The sequence below is a fragment of the Capnocytophaga sp. oral taxon 338 str. F0234 genome (assembly GCF_000192225.1).
GTDB lineage: Bacteria > Bacteroidota > Bacteroidia > Flavobacteriales > Flavobacteriaceae > Capnocytophaga.
The window spans coordinates 536,946-552,151 of record NZ_GL872413.1; the positions used below are offsets into that span (position 1 = coordinate 536,946).

General features: G+C 38.2%; 16 protein-coding genes, 1 tRNA gene and 1 pseudogene. 5 read left to right on the plus strand and 13 right to left on the minus strand.

What is annotated here, in order from left to right; translation table 11 throughout:
• The first annotated feature begins 123 nt into the window (after positions 1–123).
• The 4 genes from glmS to murG all read left to right on the plus strand — a co-directional run bounded on the left by glmS (position 124) and on the right by murG (position 4,516).
• Positions 124–1,974 carry a glutamine--fructose-6-phosphate transaminase (isomerizing) gene (glmS, locus tag HMPREF9071_RS02520; RefSeq protein WP_009744982.1) on the plus strand — a complete coding sequence of 617 codons (1,851 nt, stop codon included), beginning with the start codon at positions 124–126 and terminating at the stop codon, positions 1,972–1,974.
• 137 nt (positions 1,975–2,111) lie between these two features.
• A tRNA-Met gene (locus tag HMPREF9071_RS02525) sits at positions 2,112–2,184 on the plus strand.
• Between the two features lie 256 nt (positions 2,185–2,440).
• Positions 2,441–3,376: a membrane protein gene (locus HMPREF9071_RS02530; RefSeq protein WP_009744983.1), complete on the plus strand. Its 936-nt coding sequence runs from the start codon at positions 2,441–2,443 to the stop codon at positions 3,374–3,376.
• Between the two features lie 51 nt (positions 3,377–3,427).
• Positions 3,428–4,516 carry an undecaprenyldiphospho-muramoylpentapeptide beta-N-acetylglucosaminyltransferase gene (murG, locus tag HMPREF9071_RS02535; protein WP_009744984.1) on the plus strand — a complete coding sequence of 363 codons (1,089 nt, stop codon included), beginning with the start codon at positions 3,428–3,430 and terminating at the stop codon, positions 4,514–4,516.
• A 9-nt stretch (positions 4,517–4,525) separates the two neighbouring features.
• Here murG and HMPREF9071_RS02540 read toward each other — a convergent pair whose 3' ends face one another.
• The 11 genes and pseudogenes from HMPREF9071_RS02540 to HMPREF9071_RS02590 all read right to left on the minus strand — a co-directional run bounded on the left by HMPREF9071_RS02540 (position 4,526) and on the right by HMPREF9071_RS02590 (position 12,914).
• The gene (locus HMPREF9071_RS02540; protein ID WP_009744985.1) at positions 4,526–5,389 is read right to left on the minus strand and encodes a sugar phosphate nucleotidyltransferase; all 864 of its coding nucleotides are present in this window, start codon (positions 5,387–5,389) and stop codon (positions 4,526–4,528) included.
• Between the two features lie 21 nt (positions 5,390–5,410).
• Positions 5,411–5,833, minus strand: coding sequence for a type II 3-dehydroquinate dehydratase (gene aroQ / locus HMPREF9071_RS02545; RefSeq protein ID WP_009744986.1), 423 nt, complete (start codon positions 5,831–5,833; stop codon positions 5,411–5,413).
• Between the two features lie 5 nt (positions 5,834–5,838).
• The gene (locus HMPREF9071_RS02550; protein ID WP_009744987.1) at positions 5,839–6,762 is read right to left on the minus strand and encodes an LLM class oxidoreductase; all 924 of its coding nucleotides are present in this window, start codon (positions 6,760–6,762) and stop codon (positions 5,839–5,841) included.
• Positions 6,763–6,846: 84 nt separating this feature from the next.
• Entirely contained in the window at positions 6,847–7,746 is a 900-nt protein-coding gene (locus HMPREF9071_RS02555; RefSeq protein ID WP_009744988.1) for a histone deacetylase, read from the minus strand.
• A gap of 76 nt (positions 7,747–7,822) precedes the next feature.
• A complete protein-coding gene (locus HMPREF9071_RS02560; RefSeq protein WP_009744989.1) occupies positions 7,823–8,191 on the minus strand; it encodes a DUF805 domain-containing protein in 369 nt (122 codons plus the stop codon).
• Positions 8,192–8,299: 108 nt separating this feature from the next.
• On the minus strand, positions 8,300–8,668 hold the full coding sequence (locus tag HMPREF9071_RS02565) for a DUF805 domain-containing protein (RefSeq protein WP_040358196.1): 369 nt from the start codon (positions 8,666–8,668) through the stop codon (positions 8,300–8,302).
• 222 nt (positions 8,669–8,890) lie between these two features.
• Positions 8,891–9,879: pseudogene (locus tag HMPREF9071_RS02570) on the minus strand (AAA family ATPase).
• Positions 9,880–9,997: 118 nt separating this feature from the next.
• The gene (locus tag HMPREF9071_RS02575) at positions 9,998–10,915 is read right to left on the minus strand and encodes a DUF6263 family protein (RefSeq protein WP_009744993.1); all 918 of its coding nucleotides are present in this window, start codon (positions 10,913–10,915) and stop codon (positions 9,998–10,000) included.
• Positions 10,916–10,951: 36 nt separating this feature from the next.
• Positions 10,952–11,764 carry an undecaprenyl-diphosphate phosphatase gene (locus tag HMPREF9071_RS02580; RefSeq protein ID WP_009744994.1) on the minus strand — a complete coding sequence of 271 codons (813 nt, stop codon included), beginning with the start codon at positions 11,762–11,764 and terminating at the stop codon, positions 10,952–10,954.
• Entirely contained in the window at positions 11,764–11,985 is a 222-nt protein-coding gene (locus tag HMPREF9071_RS02585; protein ID WP_040357935.1) for a DUF3098 domain-containing protein, read from the minus strand. Before HMPREF9071_RS02585 ends, HMPREF9071_RS02580 begins: the two co-directional genes overlap by 1 nt.
• 50 nt (positions 11,986–12,035) lie before the next feature.
• Positions 12,036–12,914 carry an ABC transporter permease gene (locus tag HMPREF9071_RS02590; RefSeq protein ID WP_009744996.1) on the minus strand — a complete coding sequence of 293 codons (879 nt, stop codon included), beginning with the start codon at positions 12,912–12,914 and terminating at the stop codon, positions 12,036–12,038.
• A gap of 229 nt (positions 12,915–13,143) precedes the next feature.
• Between HMPREF9071_RS02590 and HMPREF9071_RS02595 the strand changes: the two genes are divergently transcribed.
• Positions 13,144–14,007: a geranylgeranylglycerol-phosphate geranylgeranyltransferase gene (locus HMPREF9071_RS02595; RefSeq protein ID WP_009744997.1), complete on the plus strand. Its 864-nt coding sequence runs from the start codon at positions 13,144–13,146 to the stop codon at positions 14,005–14,007.
• On the opposite strand, the gene HMPREF9071_RS02600 is transcribed toward HMPREF9071_RS02595, so the two are convergent.
• Together HMPREF9071_RS02600 and HMPREF9071_RS02605 are read right to left on the minus strand one after the other, a co-directional pair.
• On the minus strand, positions 14,008–14,700 hold the full coding sequence (locus HMPREF9071_RS02600; RefSeq protein WP_009744998.1) for a hypothetical protein: 693 nt from the start codon (positions 14,698–14,700) through the stop codon (positions 14,008–14,010).
• Positions 14,701–14,711: 11 nt separating this feature from the next.
• Positions 14,712–15,200, minus strand: coding sequence for a phosphoribosyltransferase family protein (locus HMPREF9071_RS02605; protein ID WP_009744999.1), 489 nt, complete (start codon positions 15,198–15,200; stop codon positions 14,712–14,714).
• Between the last annotated feature and the right edge of the window lie 6 nt (positions 15,201–15,206).

Genomic DNA, 15,206 nt, shown 5'->3' on the forward strand with positions numbered 1-15,206 from the left:
TCCTCACTTTTTGTTTTTCATTTAACATTGGTGCAAAGGTAAGCAAAATAGTAAGAACTTTGTAAATAAAAAAAAAATTGTAACTTTGCACTTAATTCAGGAATATTTAGAAATAATAAAAATATGTGTGGAATTGTAGGATATATAGGAAATAAGAATGCATATCCCATTATCATTAATGGTCTTAAGCGTTTAGAATATAGGGGGTATGATAGTGCCGGTTTTATTGTGAATGCGGGGAAGTTTGTCTGTACTAAAACCAAAGGAAAAGTTTCTGACTTGGAAGAAAAAGCCTCCAAAGAAGGAAGTGAGGCAACTCATACCTGTTACGGTATGGGACATACTCGTTGGGCAACTCATGGGGTACCTAGTAACGTTAACTCACACCCTCATCTGTCTAATTCTGGAAAATTAGCTATAGTACACAATGGTATCATTGAAAACTATCTAAGTATCAAGAAACGATTACAGAAGGAAGGATTCACATTCCATTCGGAAACTGATACAGAAGTATTGGTGAACTTTATAGAGTACCTTAAGAATAAGGAGCAGGTAGATCTTGAAACAGCGGTGCGCTATGCCCTTATTGAGGTAGTGGGAGCTTATGCCATTGCTGTAATGGAGGAGGATAATCCCACTAAGATGGTGGTAGCCCGCTTGGGTAGCCCGTTGGTGATAGGTATAGGAGAAAATGAGTTCTATATAGCCTCCGATGCTTCTCCTTTCATTGAATATACCAAGAATGCCTTATATCTGGAAGACGGAGAAATGGCTGTTATTGAACTTAATAAGGATATAGAGGTTCGTAAAATATTGGATAACAAGGAAGTAAATCCTTTTGTACAAGAACTTAAACTTAATTTGGATGCTATAGAGAAGGGTGGTTATGAGCATTTTATGCTTAAAGAGATTTTTGAGCAACCTCAATCCATTCATGATACTATGCGAGGTCGTCTACTAGAGGATGGTACTACTAAAATATCAGGTATTAATAATAATCTTAGACAATTTCTTAATGCAGATCGCATTATTATAGTAGCCTGTGGTACTTCTTGGAATGCAGGATTGATAGGAGAATACCTTTTTGAAGAACTAGCACGTATTCCTGTGGAGGTAGAATATGCCTCTGAGTTTCGCTACCGTAATCCTGTGATCAATCCTTCAGATATAGTGATTGCGATATCCCAATCAGGAGAGACGGCAGATACCTTAGCAGCACTGAAGTTAGCCAAAGAAAAAAGGGCTTTTATCTATGGAATTTGTAATGTAGTGGGTTCTTCCATCGTGCGCCTTACGGATTCAGGAACTTATACTCATGCGGGTCCTGAGATAGGTGTAGCCTCCACTAAGGCTTTCACTACACAGCTTACAGTACTGACCCTCTTAGCATTGCATTTAGGACACAAAAAGGGAACTATAAATCCACATACCTATAAGAAACTCTGTATGCAGCTCTCTCAGATCCCTGACCTGGTAGCACAAACTCTTGAAATGGTTAAGGAAAAGGTAATAGAAATTGCTAAGAAATATAAGGATGTCTCTAATTGCCTTTACTTAGGAAGAGGATTGAATTTTCCAGTGGCTTTGGAAGGAGCTCTAAAGCTTAAGGAAATTTCCTATATCCATGCAGAGGGCTATCCAGCTGCTGAAATGAAGCATGGACCTATTGCTCTGATAGATGAGAATATGCCCGTTATATTCTTAGCCCCTTCTAAGGGACATTATGAAAAGGTAGTTTCCAATGCACAAGAAATCAAGGCGCGTAAAGGAAAAATCATAGCGATAGTAACTCAAGGAGATACTCAAATGAGTCATATAGCTGACCATATCTTAGAGATTCCGGAAGTGGATGAATTATTCTCACCTATCCTTAGTGTTATTCCTTTGCAACTTCTCGCTTATTATATAGCTACTATGCGTGGTTGTAATGTAGATCAGCCTCGTAATTTAGCGAAATCTGTGACAGTAGAATAAGTGCTTTTTGGCAAAAGAAACTTTATTAGAAATTACTTTTTGATAAAGTCTTGTCTTCCAAAAGGTTATATAGAGAATAAAAAACATCAATTTATTTTGGTAATTAAAAAAAAGGTTGTACCTTTGCACCCATAAATCGCGGGATAGAGCAGTAGGTAGCTCGTCGGGCTCATAACCCGAAGGTCGTTGGTTCGAGTCCAACTCCCGCTACGAAATAACAATCCCAATAAAAATACGCCTTCAAGCGTATTTTTTTTATGCCCTATTCTTAAATTTGGTAATGTATTGGAGGATTGTCAATATTATGAGAATGTTGAATTTTAAAGGATTATTATATTTATATGATATTTTGAACAACCTTTTTAGGACGTGACCTTTTAAATTTGTAGTAGTTTGCAATAAAAATAGTACCTTTGTGCTTTCAAAATAGAATTATTAACAAATGAAAAGAATATTATACTTATGTATGGCAATCGCTTTTATAGCTTGCCATAAAAATAATGACGGAGTTTCTCAATCAGATCCTAATAAACCTATTCCTGATAAGCCAATTCCAGACAAACCTACCCCTGATAAGCCTACCAATGCCTATTTGTATGGTATTACTATAGATGATAGTTGGGAGGAATCGGGGGTTACTGTTCAGCAGATTGTAGAGGCTATCAAGGCAATGCCTGTGAAGCCTACGGTGCGCATTGTGATGTCTAAGGGTACCGCAATAGCAGATTATAAACCGCTTTTTTCAGCTATTCACCAAGTGGCTTATGTGATGGCAACTCCTGCCGATTCAGAAGATATGAAGGGATATACCAGTGTGAAGAGTTATCTGAAGAGGTTTCAGGATTCATATAAGGAACTCTCGACATATACCGATTTTTGGGAAGTGGGCAATGAAATTAACGGAGAAGGTTGGCTGGGGGACGACCCTCAGTTTGTTGCCGCTAAAGCCTATGCTGCTTATAAGTTTATTCGTAGTAAAAATGCAAAAACAGTGCTTGTGAGCTACTATTTTAAGCCAGGTGACCAAAAGGTAACGATGGAGGATTGGCTAAAAAGATATATTCCCGAAGATATGAAAAAACAGTTGGATTATGTACTGGTAAGCTATTACGAAGATGATAACGGCAATTACCAGCCTAATTGGCAAAAGGTATTTAATAATCTGGAAACTATCTTCCCGAATGTGAAATTAGGGATAGGGGAATGTGGCAATAATGATTATAAAAAATACCCTATACAGAGCAAAGTACAAAGAGCAAAGTACTATTATGCAATGCCCAAATATGTAAAGAACTACGTGGGTGGTTATTTTTGGTGGTATTGGGTACAGGACTGTGTACCTCATCAAGACAGTGAAGTTTTTAAGGCTATCAACAGCAGTATTAAGCAAACGCTTAAATAATATTGCTTTTTGTGAAGATTTGCGTACCTTTGCACCAAAATAGAATAAAAAATGAAAAAGTTTATCCTCTCAGGAGGAGGTACAGGAGGGCATATTTATCCTGCCATAGCTATTGCTAATGAACTTAAGAGGAGATATCCTAATGCAGAGTTTCTTTTTGTGGGAGCACAAGGAAAAATGGAGATGCAAAAGGTGCCTCAGGAAGGGTATCGCATAGTGGGACTCCCTATTCGGGGACTCCAGCGTAAGATAAGTCTGGATACCTTGTTCTTCCCTTTTAGGCTACTGTATAGTTTGTGGAAAGCCTGTAAGATCATTAAGGACTTCCAGCCCGATGTAGTCATAGGGACAGGAGGATATGCTTCAGCACCTACTCTTAAGGCGGCACAGTGGCTTGGAGTACCTTATTTTATTCAAGAACAGAATTCCTATGCCGGAATAACCAATAAGTGGGTTTACAAGGGAGCCAAGGGTATCTTTGTTGCTTATGAACAGATGGAGCGATTTTTTCCCCATACACCAATTTTCCTTACAGGGAACCCCATACGGGAGGACTTAATACAACTCAAGAATAAGGATACAGATGCATTTGCTCATTTTTCTCTTGATCCAACTGTCTTTACGCTTTTAGTCTTAGGAGGAAGCTTAGGAGCTCGAAAAATAAATGAATTAGTAGATACTTATCTGACGGATTTTAAAGAAAGAAAGATACAGGTGCTATGGCAGTGTGGAAAGCTCTACTATGAAGAATATAAGGGAAGGGAGTCTCAAGAGGTGCGTATTGTGCCTTTTATTGAAGATATGAAAGCTGCTTTTAGCATTGCTGATGTTATTATTTCTCGTGCAGGGGCTAGTACTGTAAGTGAATTGGCGGTCGTAGGGAAACCTGTTATATTTATTCCTTCTCCTAATGTAGCTGAAGATCACCAGAGGAAAAATGCACAAGCTATAGTGGATAAGAATGCTGCACTCTTACTTAAAGAAACAGCTATACAAACACAATTTCTCTCTCTTCTTGATGAGTTACACCAGCATGCACAGAAAAGGGAAGAACTCTCTGAAAACTTCAAAAAACTTGCTCATCCGCAGGCTACTCAGGAAATCATTGATCAAATTATAAAGATAAAGGACAAGATATAGTATTTTAGCCTATACCTCATTAGGGTATATCCCTTTTTCAGTAAGCGTTTCTATTTCCTTTTTTACCAAAGGTAGGTCATCCCGATAAGTCATGCCAAACCAAACCTCATCGGTAGGGAGTATTCTTATCACATATCCTTGATGCTTAGCTTCACTTACTAAGGTAGGAATATAGAACTCTGCAGTAGGGTTTTCTTTGTTTTCCTTAATAAAGGTTTCAAAAAGAGGAATTCCTATCTGGAAGATATCTGGGGTAAATCCCCAGAAGTTCATAGAGACAAAAGTAGAGAGGGGAAATAGATTTCCCGTAGCCTCATCAATGGCTTCATGGGGGTTACTCTTGCGAAGTTTGGTATGCTCTTGTATTTCTATAAGGTTATTCTTATCATCTGTTGAGCAAATACCTCGTGAAACAGTTCCATTTTCACTCAAAGAATTCCCCAACTTATATCCAGCAGAGTAGAAGACACCTTCCTCTTTTTTACGCAAAGCCTCAGCCATCATGGAAAAGGCTCCTTTTCCATAAAAATCATCAGCATTGATAATAAGGAAAGGATTTTTCACACTATCCTTTAGGCACAAAAGAGCATGTCCTGTTCCCCAAGGCTTCTTACGCTCTAAGTATTTGGGAGTAAGCCTATCCTGAAATACAAAAGAGATTTTTGCTTTTGGGAATCTGTCCTTGAAATGCGCCCTCATCATCGCTTCTATCTCACTACGAATAATGAGAACAACTTCATCAAAGCCTGCTCTAAGAGCATCATAGATGGAGTAATCCAATAGAATGGCACGCTGGTGGATGGGTTCTATTTGCTTATCTGCCCCAAAGCGGGATCCAAGTCCAGCGGCAAGAATGGCTAAGGTTATCTTCATAGGTTGTAAATATTCAATAATTTATTTCTTTTGTAAAAAACTTTCAACAGCAAGCCGATAGCCTTCTATTCCAAAACCTATAATAATACCTTTAGCTACAGGGGAGATAAAAGAATGATGCCGAAAAGTCTCTCGTGCAAAAGTATTGGAAATATGCACTTCTACCACAGGGGTCGTAATGCTACGGATAGCGTCCTGCAAAGCTACTGAGGTATGGGTATAGGCTCCTGCATTGAGAATAATTCCCTCATAGGAAAAACCTACTTGATGAAGCTTATCTATAAGGGCTCCCTCATGGTTGGACTGAAAGAAAGAGAATTCTACTTCAGGATAATCCTTGCATAACCCTTGATAAAAATACTCAAAGGTGCCTTCTCCATATACGGAAGGTTCTCTTTTCCCTAACAGGTTAAGGTTGGGTCCATGAATAATGATAAGTTTCATCCTTCTTAGTCTTCATTAATATAGGGAAGTACTTCTTTGCCAATTTCTTCTAATACCTCATTCATAGGTCTGGAGCAGAACTTAGGAATGAAAATAGCATGACTTACTCCCATGAATTGTAAAGTCTGTAGCAGGTCAAGGAGATAACTGCGCCCTAAGCGGAAGCCGAGTTCTATATTGATAGGTTCAGCATCAGGATTCTCTACAAGGTCAATATACAGAGGCTGTATATAAGGCTTATTAGGCTGGTTATGCTTTTTGAGGGTTTCTTTCCAGTTCTGGATGATATTCTTGGTATAGGCGAACTCTCGAGGATAATATATCCAACCATCTCCATGCTGGGCTATCCAGTCTAGATTAATACCTCCTGCATGCCCAGTGATGTACATAGGGATATTTCTGTTCAGTGGTTTAGGAATTACATCGGCTTCTCCTTGCAATTTTCCAAAGGGAGTATCATATTTTGGGAAATCTTCTTTCCAGAAAGTACGGATGGTCTCCATTTGTCGCATAAAATCTATGCTGCGATTCTCATAAGGCTTATTGAAGGCAGGGTACTCTATAGCACGGTCTCCAGAGGCTATTCCTAAGTGCAATCGGTTAGGGAAGAGGCAATCCACACTAGCGGCTGCTTTGGCAAAGTGGATAGGATGTCGTAAGGGAAGTACCATACTGGCGGTACCTATCTTAATATTCTTAGTGAGGGTTGCTATATGGGATAAGTATACCCAGGGGTCATATATTTGCCCAACATCTCGGAAATTGGGATCGAAGAGAGGTACATCTCTTACCCAGAGTGTATCAAAACCCAATTCTTCTGCTTGTAGAGCAAGACTGATTTGTTCCTCTTTGTTCATGCGAGGGATAGGTCCTTCAAAGGCTTCTATAGGGAAAAGTATTCCAAGGGAAAGTTTGTCTGTTGCTATCATATAAGTTGTGAGTTTTTAATTCTGAGTTCTTTACTTTTCTCTTAATATTGGGCAAAGGTACAATTTTTTCTTTAAAAATTGAAATTAAATATCAAAAACACGTTTAGCTACTTTGAAAGTATTTGTATGTGCTGTAAGGATGATGGATAATCTTGGAGAATAGCCTCCTCCCATACTACATTGTATAGGGATTTGTCTTTTTTTACATTGCTCAAATACGAGCTTATCACGCTCAGCACATCCTTCTATACTGAGATTCAGCTTTCCTAATTTGTCACTCTCTAACACATCCACCCCCGATTGGTAAAAGACAAAATCAGGCTGATGCTTCTCAAAGAGCTTAGTAAGTGCCTCCTTCAAGAGGGAAAGATATACTGTGTCGGTGGTTTTATCTTCCAATTCAATATCCATATCGGATTGTTCCTTAACAAAGGGATAGTTACCTTTGGCATGCATGGAAAAAGTAAAAACCTCAGGAGTATGTGAGAATATTTCTGCGGTACCATTTCCCTGATGTACATCTAGATCAATGATAAGAATACGCTTTGCCTTCCTATATTGGAGCAGATAAGCCGCTGCTATAGCCTGGTCATTAAGCATACAGAAACCTTCGCCTCGGTTGGAATAAGCATGGTGAGTACCCCCTGCTATGTTGAAGGCAATTCCATCCTCCAATGCATACAAGGCACCATCAATGGTTCCCTGTACTAAGGTGAGTTCTCTATCCACAAGCTGCTGGCTCTGTATAAAACCTATGTGAATACGGGTACGCTCATCAAGGGTTAATCCTATAAAATCCTTTACATATTGTGGACTATGTACAAGGGTAGCACTAGCAAAAGATACTTTCTTAGGAGAGAAGAAGTCCTGCTTCTGTACCACTCCTTCCCAGAGGAGTTGTTCGTGTAAAAGGGCATATTTCTCCATTGGGAAACGATGATTTTCAGGCACAGGATATGTATAGATAGGGTCAAATGCGATCATTTGTATAAAAAACGATTCTTTTTAAAGATAAAAAAACCGTCCCTTATGAGACGGTTTGTACGGTTACTTTTGTAGCTTATTCTCCTGCCTTTGGATCAGGACCGTAAGCATTTTCTCCTTTATCACCTTCTGTAAACATTAGGATAAGATTATAGATAGGAATGAGGATATACCACCAATCTTTTCCACAATCTTGCACCCTACGTACAGAAATAGCAATATTAGGAACTAAGATAGCAAGATATGCTAGCCCCATGATTCCTGAAAATATGCTTCCTAATGTCTGGGAGATGGCACCTAACATTCCTGCTAAAAAGCCAAGGATAAAGAAAATAATAAAAGTAAATAGGAAAAACATCCAATACTCTTTTCTTCTCGCCCTTCCCTTAAAGTCAGCATACTTTTTTGTAAGAATTTCTACAAAATACTTGTTAAATTGCTCCATGTTGTGTACTTTTTTACACCTACTCTATTAGCTTTTCGGTTTCCGCTTTTTTGACAGGCAAATTTAAGATAAATAAATGAATTAAACAAATATTATTATAAAAATTTATCATTCACCTGCTTTAGGGTCAGCACCGTAAGCATTTTCTCCTTTGTTACCTTCTGTAAACATAAGAATAAGGTTATAAATAGGGATAAGGATATACCACCAATCCTTCCCACAATCATGTACTCGACGCACAGAGATAGCAATACTAGGTAGAATGACAATTAGTATACAGATGCCTACCAATACCATAAAAATATCCCCTAAAGAAGGAGAGAGTCCTGATAGAATAATACCTAAAACATCTATTCCCACAAGAAGAATGACTGTGCATAAGGTAAACATCCAATACTCTTTTCTTCTGGCACGTCCGCGAAAGTCCGCAAATTTCTTTAAGCAGATCTCTACAAAATATTTATTTAAAAACTCCATAACAAAATAATTTTCTTGTTCTTTGGAATTTAATGGCACTGCAAAATTAGTAAAAATAGATAAAACATCCAACAAATTTTTATATTTTCGTATACATTATAGTCACTTAAATATAGCTAATTTTAGATGTTTTTCCTTTGAAAGGATTAATCCAGTAACTTGTGAAGCAATCAGTACCTTTCTCTTTCCAGATGAAAGGGAGTCTTATTTAAGAAATTCTTTTTAAGGTACTTCTACTGTATTGATAATCTTATTGATGATTTCTACAGAATTAATATTCTCAGCTTCTGCTTCATAGGTGATGCCTATACGGTGGCGTAGTACATCAAAGATTACGGCTCTCACATCCTCTGGTACCACATAGCCACGGCGGCGAATGAAGGCATGGCATTTAGCTGCAATCGCCAAATTGATACTTCCACGAGGAGAAGCCCCAAACTGTATCAGTCCCTTAAGGTCAGGGAGATTATATTTCTCAGGATAACGGGTAGCGAAGACAATATCAAGGATATATTTTTCTATCTTTTCATCCATATAAACCTCTCTGGCAGCCTGTTGGGCATGCAATATTTCTTCTAGGCTTACTACCTGATTTACGGGTTTTTGTTCTCCAGAAAGGTTATTGCGCATGATAAACTGTTCCTCGTCCAATTTGGGATAGTCTATAACAGCCTTAAGCATAAAACGGTCTACTTGTGCTTCAGGAAGAGGATAAGTACCTTCCTGTTCTACGGGGTTTTGTGTAGCCATTACAAGGAAAGGTTTATCAAGGACAAAGGTGGTATCGCCTATGGTTACTTGCTTTCCTGCATTGCTTCAAGGAGGGCTGATTGTACTTTAGCAGGGGCACGGTTGATTTCGTCAGCAAGTACGAAGTTTGCAAAAATAGGTCCTTTTTTTATGGAGAATTCATTTTGCTTTATGTTATAAGTCATAGTACCTATTACATCGGCAGGGAGTAGGTCAGGGGTGAACTGGATTCTACTGAAGGAGCCATGCACCGCTTTGGCAAGAGTATTGATAGAAAGGGTTTTCGCAAGACCTGGCACCCCTTCTAAAAGGATGTGTCCTTGACCTAAAAGCCCTATAAGCAAGGTGTCTATCATGTGTTTTTGTCCGACAATTACTTTGGACATCTCTGAGCTAAGTGCTTCTATGAATACGCTTTCTCGCTCTATTTTTTCATTAATATGACTAATGTCAACACTCATAATCTCAAAATATTTGTTTGTATTTAAATCAGGTTGCTAAATTATTGTTTTTTTTTCAATTTAACTGTTAGTAAAAAGTGAAAAGTGGGAAAAGAAAAGTTATTTTTTCATTTTTTTGTTATTGAATATTTACTTTGATAACCGATTTGCTCTCAAAAGGAATCACTTTTCCTTTCTGATGAGAGAGATCCCCTTCTACTTCTGTTTCTCCTTTGAGGGTTTGTTCTGCAGAGGCTTTCTGTATCCATCGGGAAGAAGGGTCAAGCCAAATGTGAATGATAATTTCTCCATTCATAGTGAAGAAGACATATTGTCCCTGTTGGAGGATTACTTTTTCTTTGTTGGTTGCTATTTTTGCCTTTCCTTGAATATAAAGGGATTGTTCTGTTGCCTCCATAAGAGTGTATTGAGTTTTTATATTTACATTCATCTCTTTGGAGAGGAAGGAGGATATCTCCCAGCTATCTCCTACATGAACTCTTTGACGAGGTAGGACAGAGAGTACATTGGAGAGATTGGACTGTAAAGTGGTCTCTGAGAAGGCAGCTTCCAACTGAGCTTGTACTTGTTGTTTTTCAAAAGAGGTTAAGGGGGCATCCTTAGGTTGTTTCTTTTCGAGGTGCTTCATAGCACGTTCTATAAGAGGTTTTGTTTCCGAGAGTTTTACTATTTTTCCTTTAGTACTAAGTTCTCCCTTAAGGGGTTGCTTGCAAAGTTCTTTGGCTGCTTGGTTGGTATAATCAGGAATCTTTCCCAGTGGCATTACCTGGCCATTCACTTTTGTCTCCATCTGTAGGGAGGCTTGTTCATAGTGAAGGCTCATAGGGTAGATCATCTTATCTTCCCTACCCACTGTATAGCGTATGCGTACCTCACTACGAGCTTTTGTTTCTACTTGAGCCCCCTCAATTTCTTGTTTTGATGAGACTTCTGAGAGGATATTTTGGTAATATTTCTCCCTAGGATTGAGCGATAAGCTTAGGTCTATTGCTTGAGCATATCCTAAAAAAGGAAGAAAGAATAATAGATACTTCATAATAAAAGGCTTAATGATGAATTCCCTTATGAGGATTTATTTATTCAACAGAAAAATGAGCAGAATCCCTCCTACTATAATGCGATAATATCCCCATAGTGAGAAGCCATACTTCTTGATTAGGTTCACAAATCCCTTGATAGCAAGGATTGCCACAATATAAGCCACAATGTTGCCAATGAGGAACATGGAAAGCTTATCGGAGTTATCTGCAAGGAGCTGGTATCCCTTTAGAGATTCTCCACTTCCCTGATAATGCTTTAAGAATAAGGAATATACCGTTACAGCGAGCATCGTAGGTACTGCAAGGAAAAAGGAAAATTCTGCGGCAAGTTCCCGAGAGAGTTTCTGTTGCATACCTCCAATGATGGAAGCGGCTGACCTACTTGTGCCAGGCATCATAGCCAAGCACTGCCACAGACCAATAATGACCGCTTTCTTAATAGAGATATCCTTCTCATGTAATATAGTTGGGTGCTGAAAGAAACGATCTATAAAAAGTAGGACAATCCCCCCTACGATAAGCATTATAGCAATATATACAGGGGCTCCCATGACAGAATCTATATAATCATCAAGGAGCTTACCCAGTATTAAGGCAGGTAGTACGGCACAGATTAATTTCAAATAGAACTGCCATTTACTAAAGTCCAGAAACTTACGCCAGTAGAGGGTTACTACTGCCAAAATAGCTCCAAACTGTATACATAAGGCAAATATCTTGAAGAAATCGTCTTCGGGTAAGCCCATTAGCTCACGGGTAAAGATCATGTGAGCTGTGGAGGAAATAGGAAGGTACTCGGTGAGTCCCTCCACAATGGCAATGATAATCGCTTGTAGTAAGTCCATTAGCTTTCTTTTTCTTTGTCCGTATACAAAATGGCAAATATTTCTACTCCAAAGCCTAAGAGAACTAAGGCAGGAGCAAGGCTGATACGTCTGAAGCTAAAAATAGCAGGATTAAAGACTTTTGGGTCATCACTACCTCCTCCACTCATAGTGAGGAAGCCCACAGCTATAAGCCCCAAACCAAGGAGCATTAACAAGTAGTTTTTCTTCTTAAAAATCACTTTTTTAGTTTTTAAATTTGAATTCTAATTTTTACTTCTTTACATTCTCATTAGTAATAGAGTTCGTCTGTATGTAGGTTCAAGAAGCGTTGTGCAGCAAAATAAGTGCTGATCCAGCTGATGAATATTCCTATAATGAACAGTCCTCCGAATACGAGAATAAAATCGTTCGTACGAGTGAAGATATCCAGCTCAGGCCATGATTGATTTAGATAGTACAAGCATATTGTAAGGGCTATACATGCGAGTATAGCACTTAAGAGTCCTAACCATATATTGGTAATCACAAAAGGGCGACGAATGAAAGCTTTAGTAGCCCCTACCAGTTGCATAGTCTTGATAATAAACCGTTTGGAATATACGGAAAGCCGTATGGAGGAATTGATAAGGAGCATTGCTACAAAGGTAAAGATAATAGAAATGCTCAGTATAATTAGGCTAACATTCTGGATATTACTGTGTATCTTCTTCACGGAAGCCTTATCATAGTATACTTCTTTCACAGAGGCATTCTGTAAGATATTTTCTTTAATCTCTTCCATCTTCAGAGGATTTACATAATCGGCTTTTAGGTTTAGGTCGAAGGAATTTTGCAAGGGGTTATCTCCTATAACACTAATAAAATCCTCTCCTAATTCTTCACTGAAGGATTGGGCTGCTTCTTCTTTGGAAATAAAGCTTATCTTCTTAGTATATTCAGCTACAGAGAGCTCTTTCTGTAGTTGTTGTATATCTGCTTCTTTGGCAGTATCCTTTAGGAAAATGGACATACTTAAGTTCTCCTTGTAGTTATCGGTAAAGTTCTTGGCATTAATCATTAGAAATCCCAAAATACCCAAGAGAAATAATACCAGAGTAATACTCAGAGTAACAGAAAAATAGGAAGAGATAAGTTTCCTGCGATTATAACGTTCAGTTCGGGTATGCACTTTTTATGTATGTTTTGAAAATGAGTGTAAAAGTAGTAATTTTTACTTAGCTGGTATATACTCTCTGAAAAATACACAAAACTTTAACTTTTGTTAATTTTTTTTAAGATGAAGAGTGAGTGGGTGCAGTGTGTATATTTGTTTTTAAAATTTGTTTTTCTAAAAAATCATTCTTACTTTTGCAAGCCAAAGGCTCATCATGAGATCATCAACAATTCATCAATAATTCATGTTTCCTTTTTCAAAGTTTTTAGGGCTTTTTTCTGTAGTTAGGGGATATAATATTCTCATGATATGTATTGCCCAATACCTGACGGCTATCTTTATCCTCTCCAAGCGTCCGATAAGGCAAGTACTCTTTGACAGGCATCTTTTTGTTATTGTGCTAGCAGGAGCCTTAGCTGTGGCAGGAGGATATATTATTAATGCCTTTTATGATAAAGAGAAGGACTTGATTAATGAACCTACACGCGCTATGATTCAGCGCTTAGTAGGGCAGAATACCCAACTGACACTCTACTTTATCCTTAACTTCCTTTCGGTGATTGTGGCAAGTTATGTATCCTTCCGTGCAGTACTTTTTTTTTCTATTTATATCTTTATGATGTGGTTCTACTCCCACCGATTGAAGAAAATAGTTTTGGTAGGTAATATTGTATCAGGAATACTCTCTATTATACCTTTCTTTGCTATCTTTGTTTATTATCATAATTTTCAAAAGATTATATTTGTACATGCTGCCTTCTTGTACTATCTACTTTTGGCAAAGGACTTTGTAAAAGACCTCCAGAATATCAAGGGGGACTTTGCTTTAGGCTATCATACCATTGCTACGGACTATGGGGAGAAGAGTTCCAAGCAGCTTATTTCAGTTCTTATAGGGCTTACTCTCATTTGCATTTACTTTCTCACCGCTTTTCCCGATACAGGAGCTATGAAGTATTATTTTATACTTGCGGCTATCCTGCTTATTAGTGTTTTTATCCCTATTCTTTGGAAGAGTAGGACGGAGGTACATTATGCCTTCTTAAGAAACTTGCTTAAGATTATTATAGTGGTAGGTGTTTTCTGTATTGTTCTTATAAGAAGATAATTATTTTGAGGATTTGTTCCTTTTGCTTTTCCATATCCAATAGAACTTATTTAGGAAGAAGCCCAAAGAGAAAAGTGCTATAAAGAAAAGAAATATCTGACTGAGTAGAAGGATGTTTAAAGGTTCACTTTTAGGTACATAGATAATTTGCCCACTGGCAGTCAAAGCGAGACCTAAAAGGGTTACAAAAATACTCATCAAAAAATGTACTTCCAATCGCAAGTCCCTCTCTGGAAGCGCCCATGCGATAGCTTTAGCTCCTGCTATGATAAAGAACAGGGTCATCCCTATAATAATGAAGGTTATTGTCTGGAAATCCACTCCGGAGAAGTAGAAAAAAGCCTGTGCAAGCCCATAGAATAGACAAGGGAAGATGAGTACACCAGGGAACCACCTTAACACCTGTGTCCATCTGCTTTCTCTATTCTGATAGTAATCCCTTAGCGCGACAAAGCAGAAAAGAATTCCTATGGCTGACTCTATAGTAACCAAAACCGCCATATCACTGAGAATTTTGATATTGGAGAGCATTTGATCAAGAGTTACTTGGGATTGTTCTGAGGCAAAATCATATACCCGCCAGAGGAACCCTCCTACAATCAATCCGAATAAGGTAACCTGCCACAGTTTCCAAAAACTGAGTTTGATAATGGAATTCAGCAGGATAAAAATAAGGAGTAAACTCACTAACATAATCACTATTTTTATTGGAGATATGCCACAGGAGCACCTTCAAAACTTACTTCTATATGTTCTTGTAAGGAGGTGGAAAGGGAGATGCCCTTAAAGTCCGCCTTAATAGGGAATTTCTTATGGTTACGATTCACCAAGACCGCCGTTTTGAGCTGTTTTAAAGGCACTTCCAAGAAATGCTTTACCCCATAAATGAGGGTAGCTCCTGTACTTAATACATCGTCCACCAATACCACAGACTGATGGGTATAAGCCTCCACAGGTAGAGAGGTAGTAACAGGGGCGAGTACATTAGTTTTATTCACAATGACCTTACATAGTTCTATAGGAATAGGACAGAAACTTTTAAGTTCTTGATAGAGCTTTTCTGCCAATATATAGCCATTCTTTTCAATCCCAGCAAGGATAAAATGTTCCTCGTGGATATTTGCTTCATATATTTGGTAAGCGATTCTACGGATTTTGTGAGCTATCTGCTCTTGATTTAGTATAATAGTCATAGTAAA

Bases quoted from the DNA above. Each gene is read 5' to 3' on its own strand.
- aroQ (WP_009744986.1), bottom strand. From the start codon at position 5,833: ATGAAACTTATCATTATTCATGGACCCAACCTTAACCTGTTAGGGAAA.
- HMPREF9071_RS02575 (WP_009744993.1), bottom strand. From the start codon at position 10,915: ATGAAGTATCTATTATTCTTTCTTCCTTTTTTAGGATATGCTCAAGCA.
- HMPREF9071_RS02530 (WP_009744983.1), top strand. From the start codon at position 2,441: ATGGCAATCGCTTTTATAGCTTGCCATAAAAATAATGACGGAGTTTCT.
- murG (WP_009744984.1), top strand. From the start codon at position 3,428: ATGAAAAAGTTTATCCTCTCAGGAGGAGGTACAGGAGGGCATATTTAT.
- HMPREF9071_RS02560 (WP_009744989.1), bottom strand. From the start codon at position 8,191: ATGGAGCAATTTAACAAGTATTTTGTAGAAATTCTTACAAAAAAGTAT.
- glmS (WP_009744982.1), top strand. From the start codon at position 124: ATGTGTGGAATTGTAGGATATATAGGAAATAAGAATGCATATCCCATT.
- HMPREF9071_RS02555 (WP_009744988.1), bottom strand. From the start codon at position 7,746: ATGATCGCATTTGACCCTATCTATACATATCCTGTGCCTGAAAATCAT.
- HMPREF9071_RS02605 (WP_009744999.1), bottom strand. From the start codon at position 15,200: ATGACTATTATACTAAATCAAGAGCAGATAGCTCACAAAATCCGTAGA.
- HMPREF9071_RS02565 (WP_040358196.1), bottom strand. From the start codon at position 8,668: ATGGAGTTTTTAAATAAATATTTTGTAGAGATCTGCTTAAAGAAATTT.
- HMPREF9071_RS02595 (WP_009744997.1), top strand. From the start codon at position 13,144: ATGTTTCCTTTTTCAAAGTTTTTAGGGCTTTTTTCTGTAGTTAGGGGA.
- HMPREF9071_RS02600 (WP_009744998.1), bottom strand. From the start codon at position 14,700: ATGTTAGTGAGTTTACTCCTTATTTTTATCCTGCTGAATTCCATTATC.
- HMPREF9071_RS02580 (WP_009744994.1), bottom strand. From the start codon at position 11,764: ATGGACTTACTACAAGCGATTATCATTGCCATTGTGGAGGGACTCACC.
- HMPREF9071_RS02540 (WP_009744985.1), bottom strand. From the start codon at position 5,389: ATGAAGATAACCTTAGCCATTCTTGCCGCTGGACTTGGATCCCGCTTT.
- HMPREF9071_RS02550 (WP_009744987.1), bottom strand. From the start codon at position 6,762: ATGATAGCAACAGACAAACTTTCCCTTGGAATACTTTTCCCTATAGAA.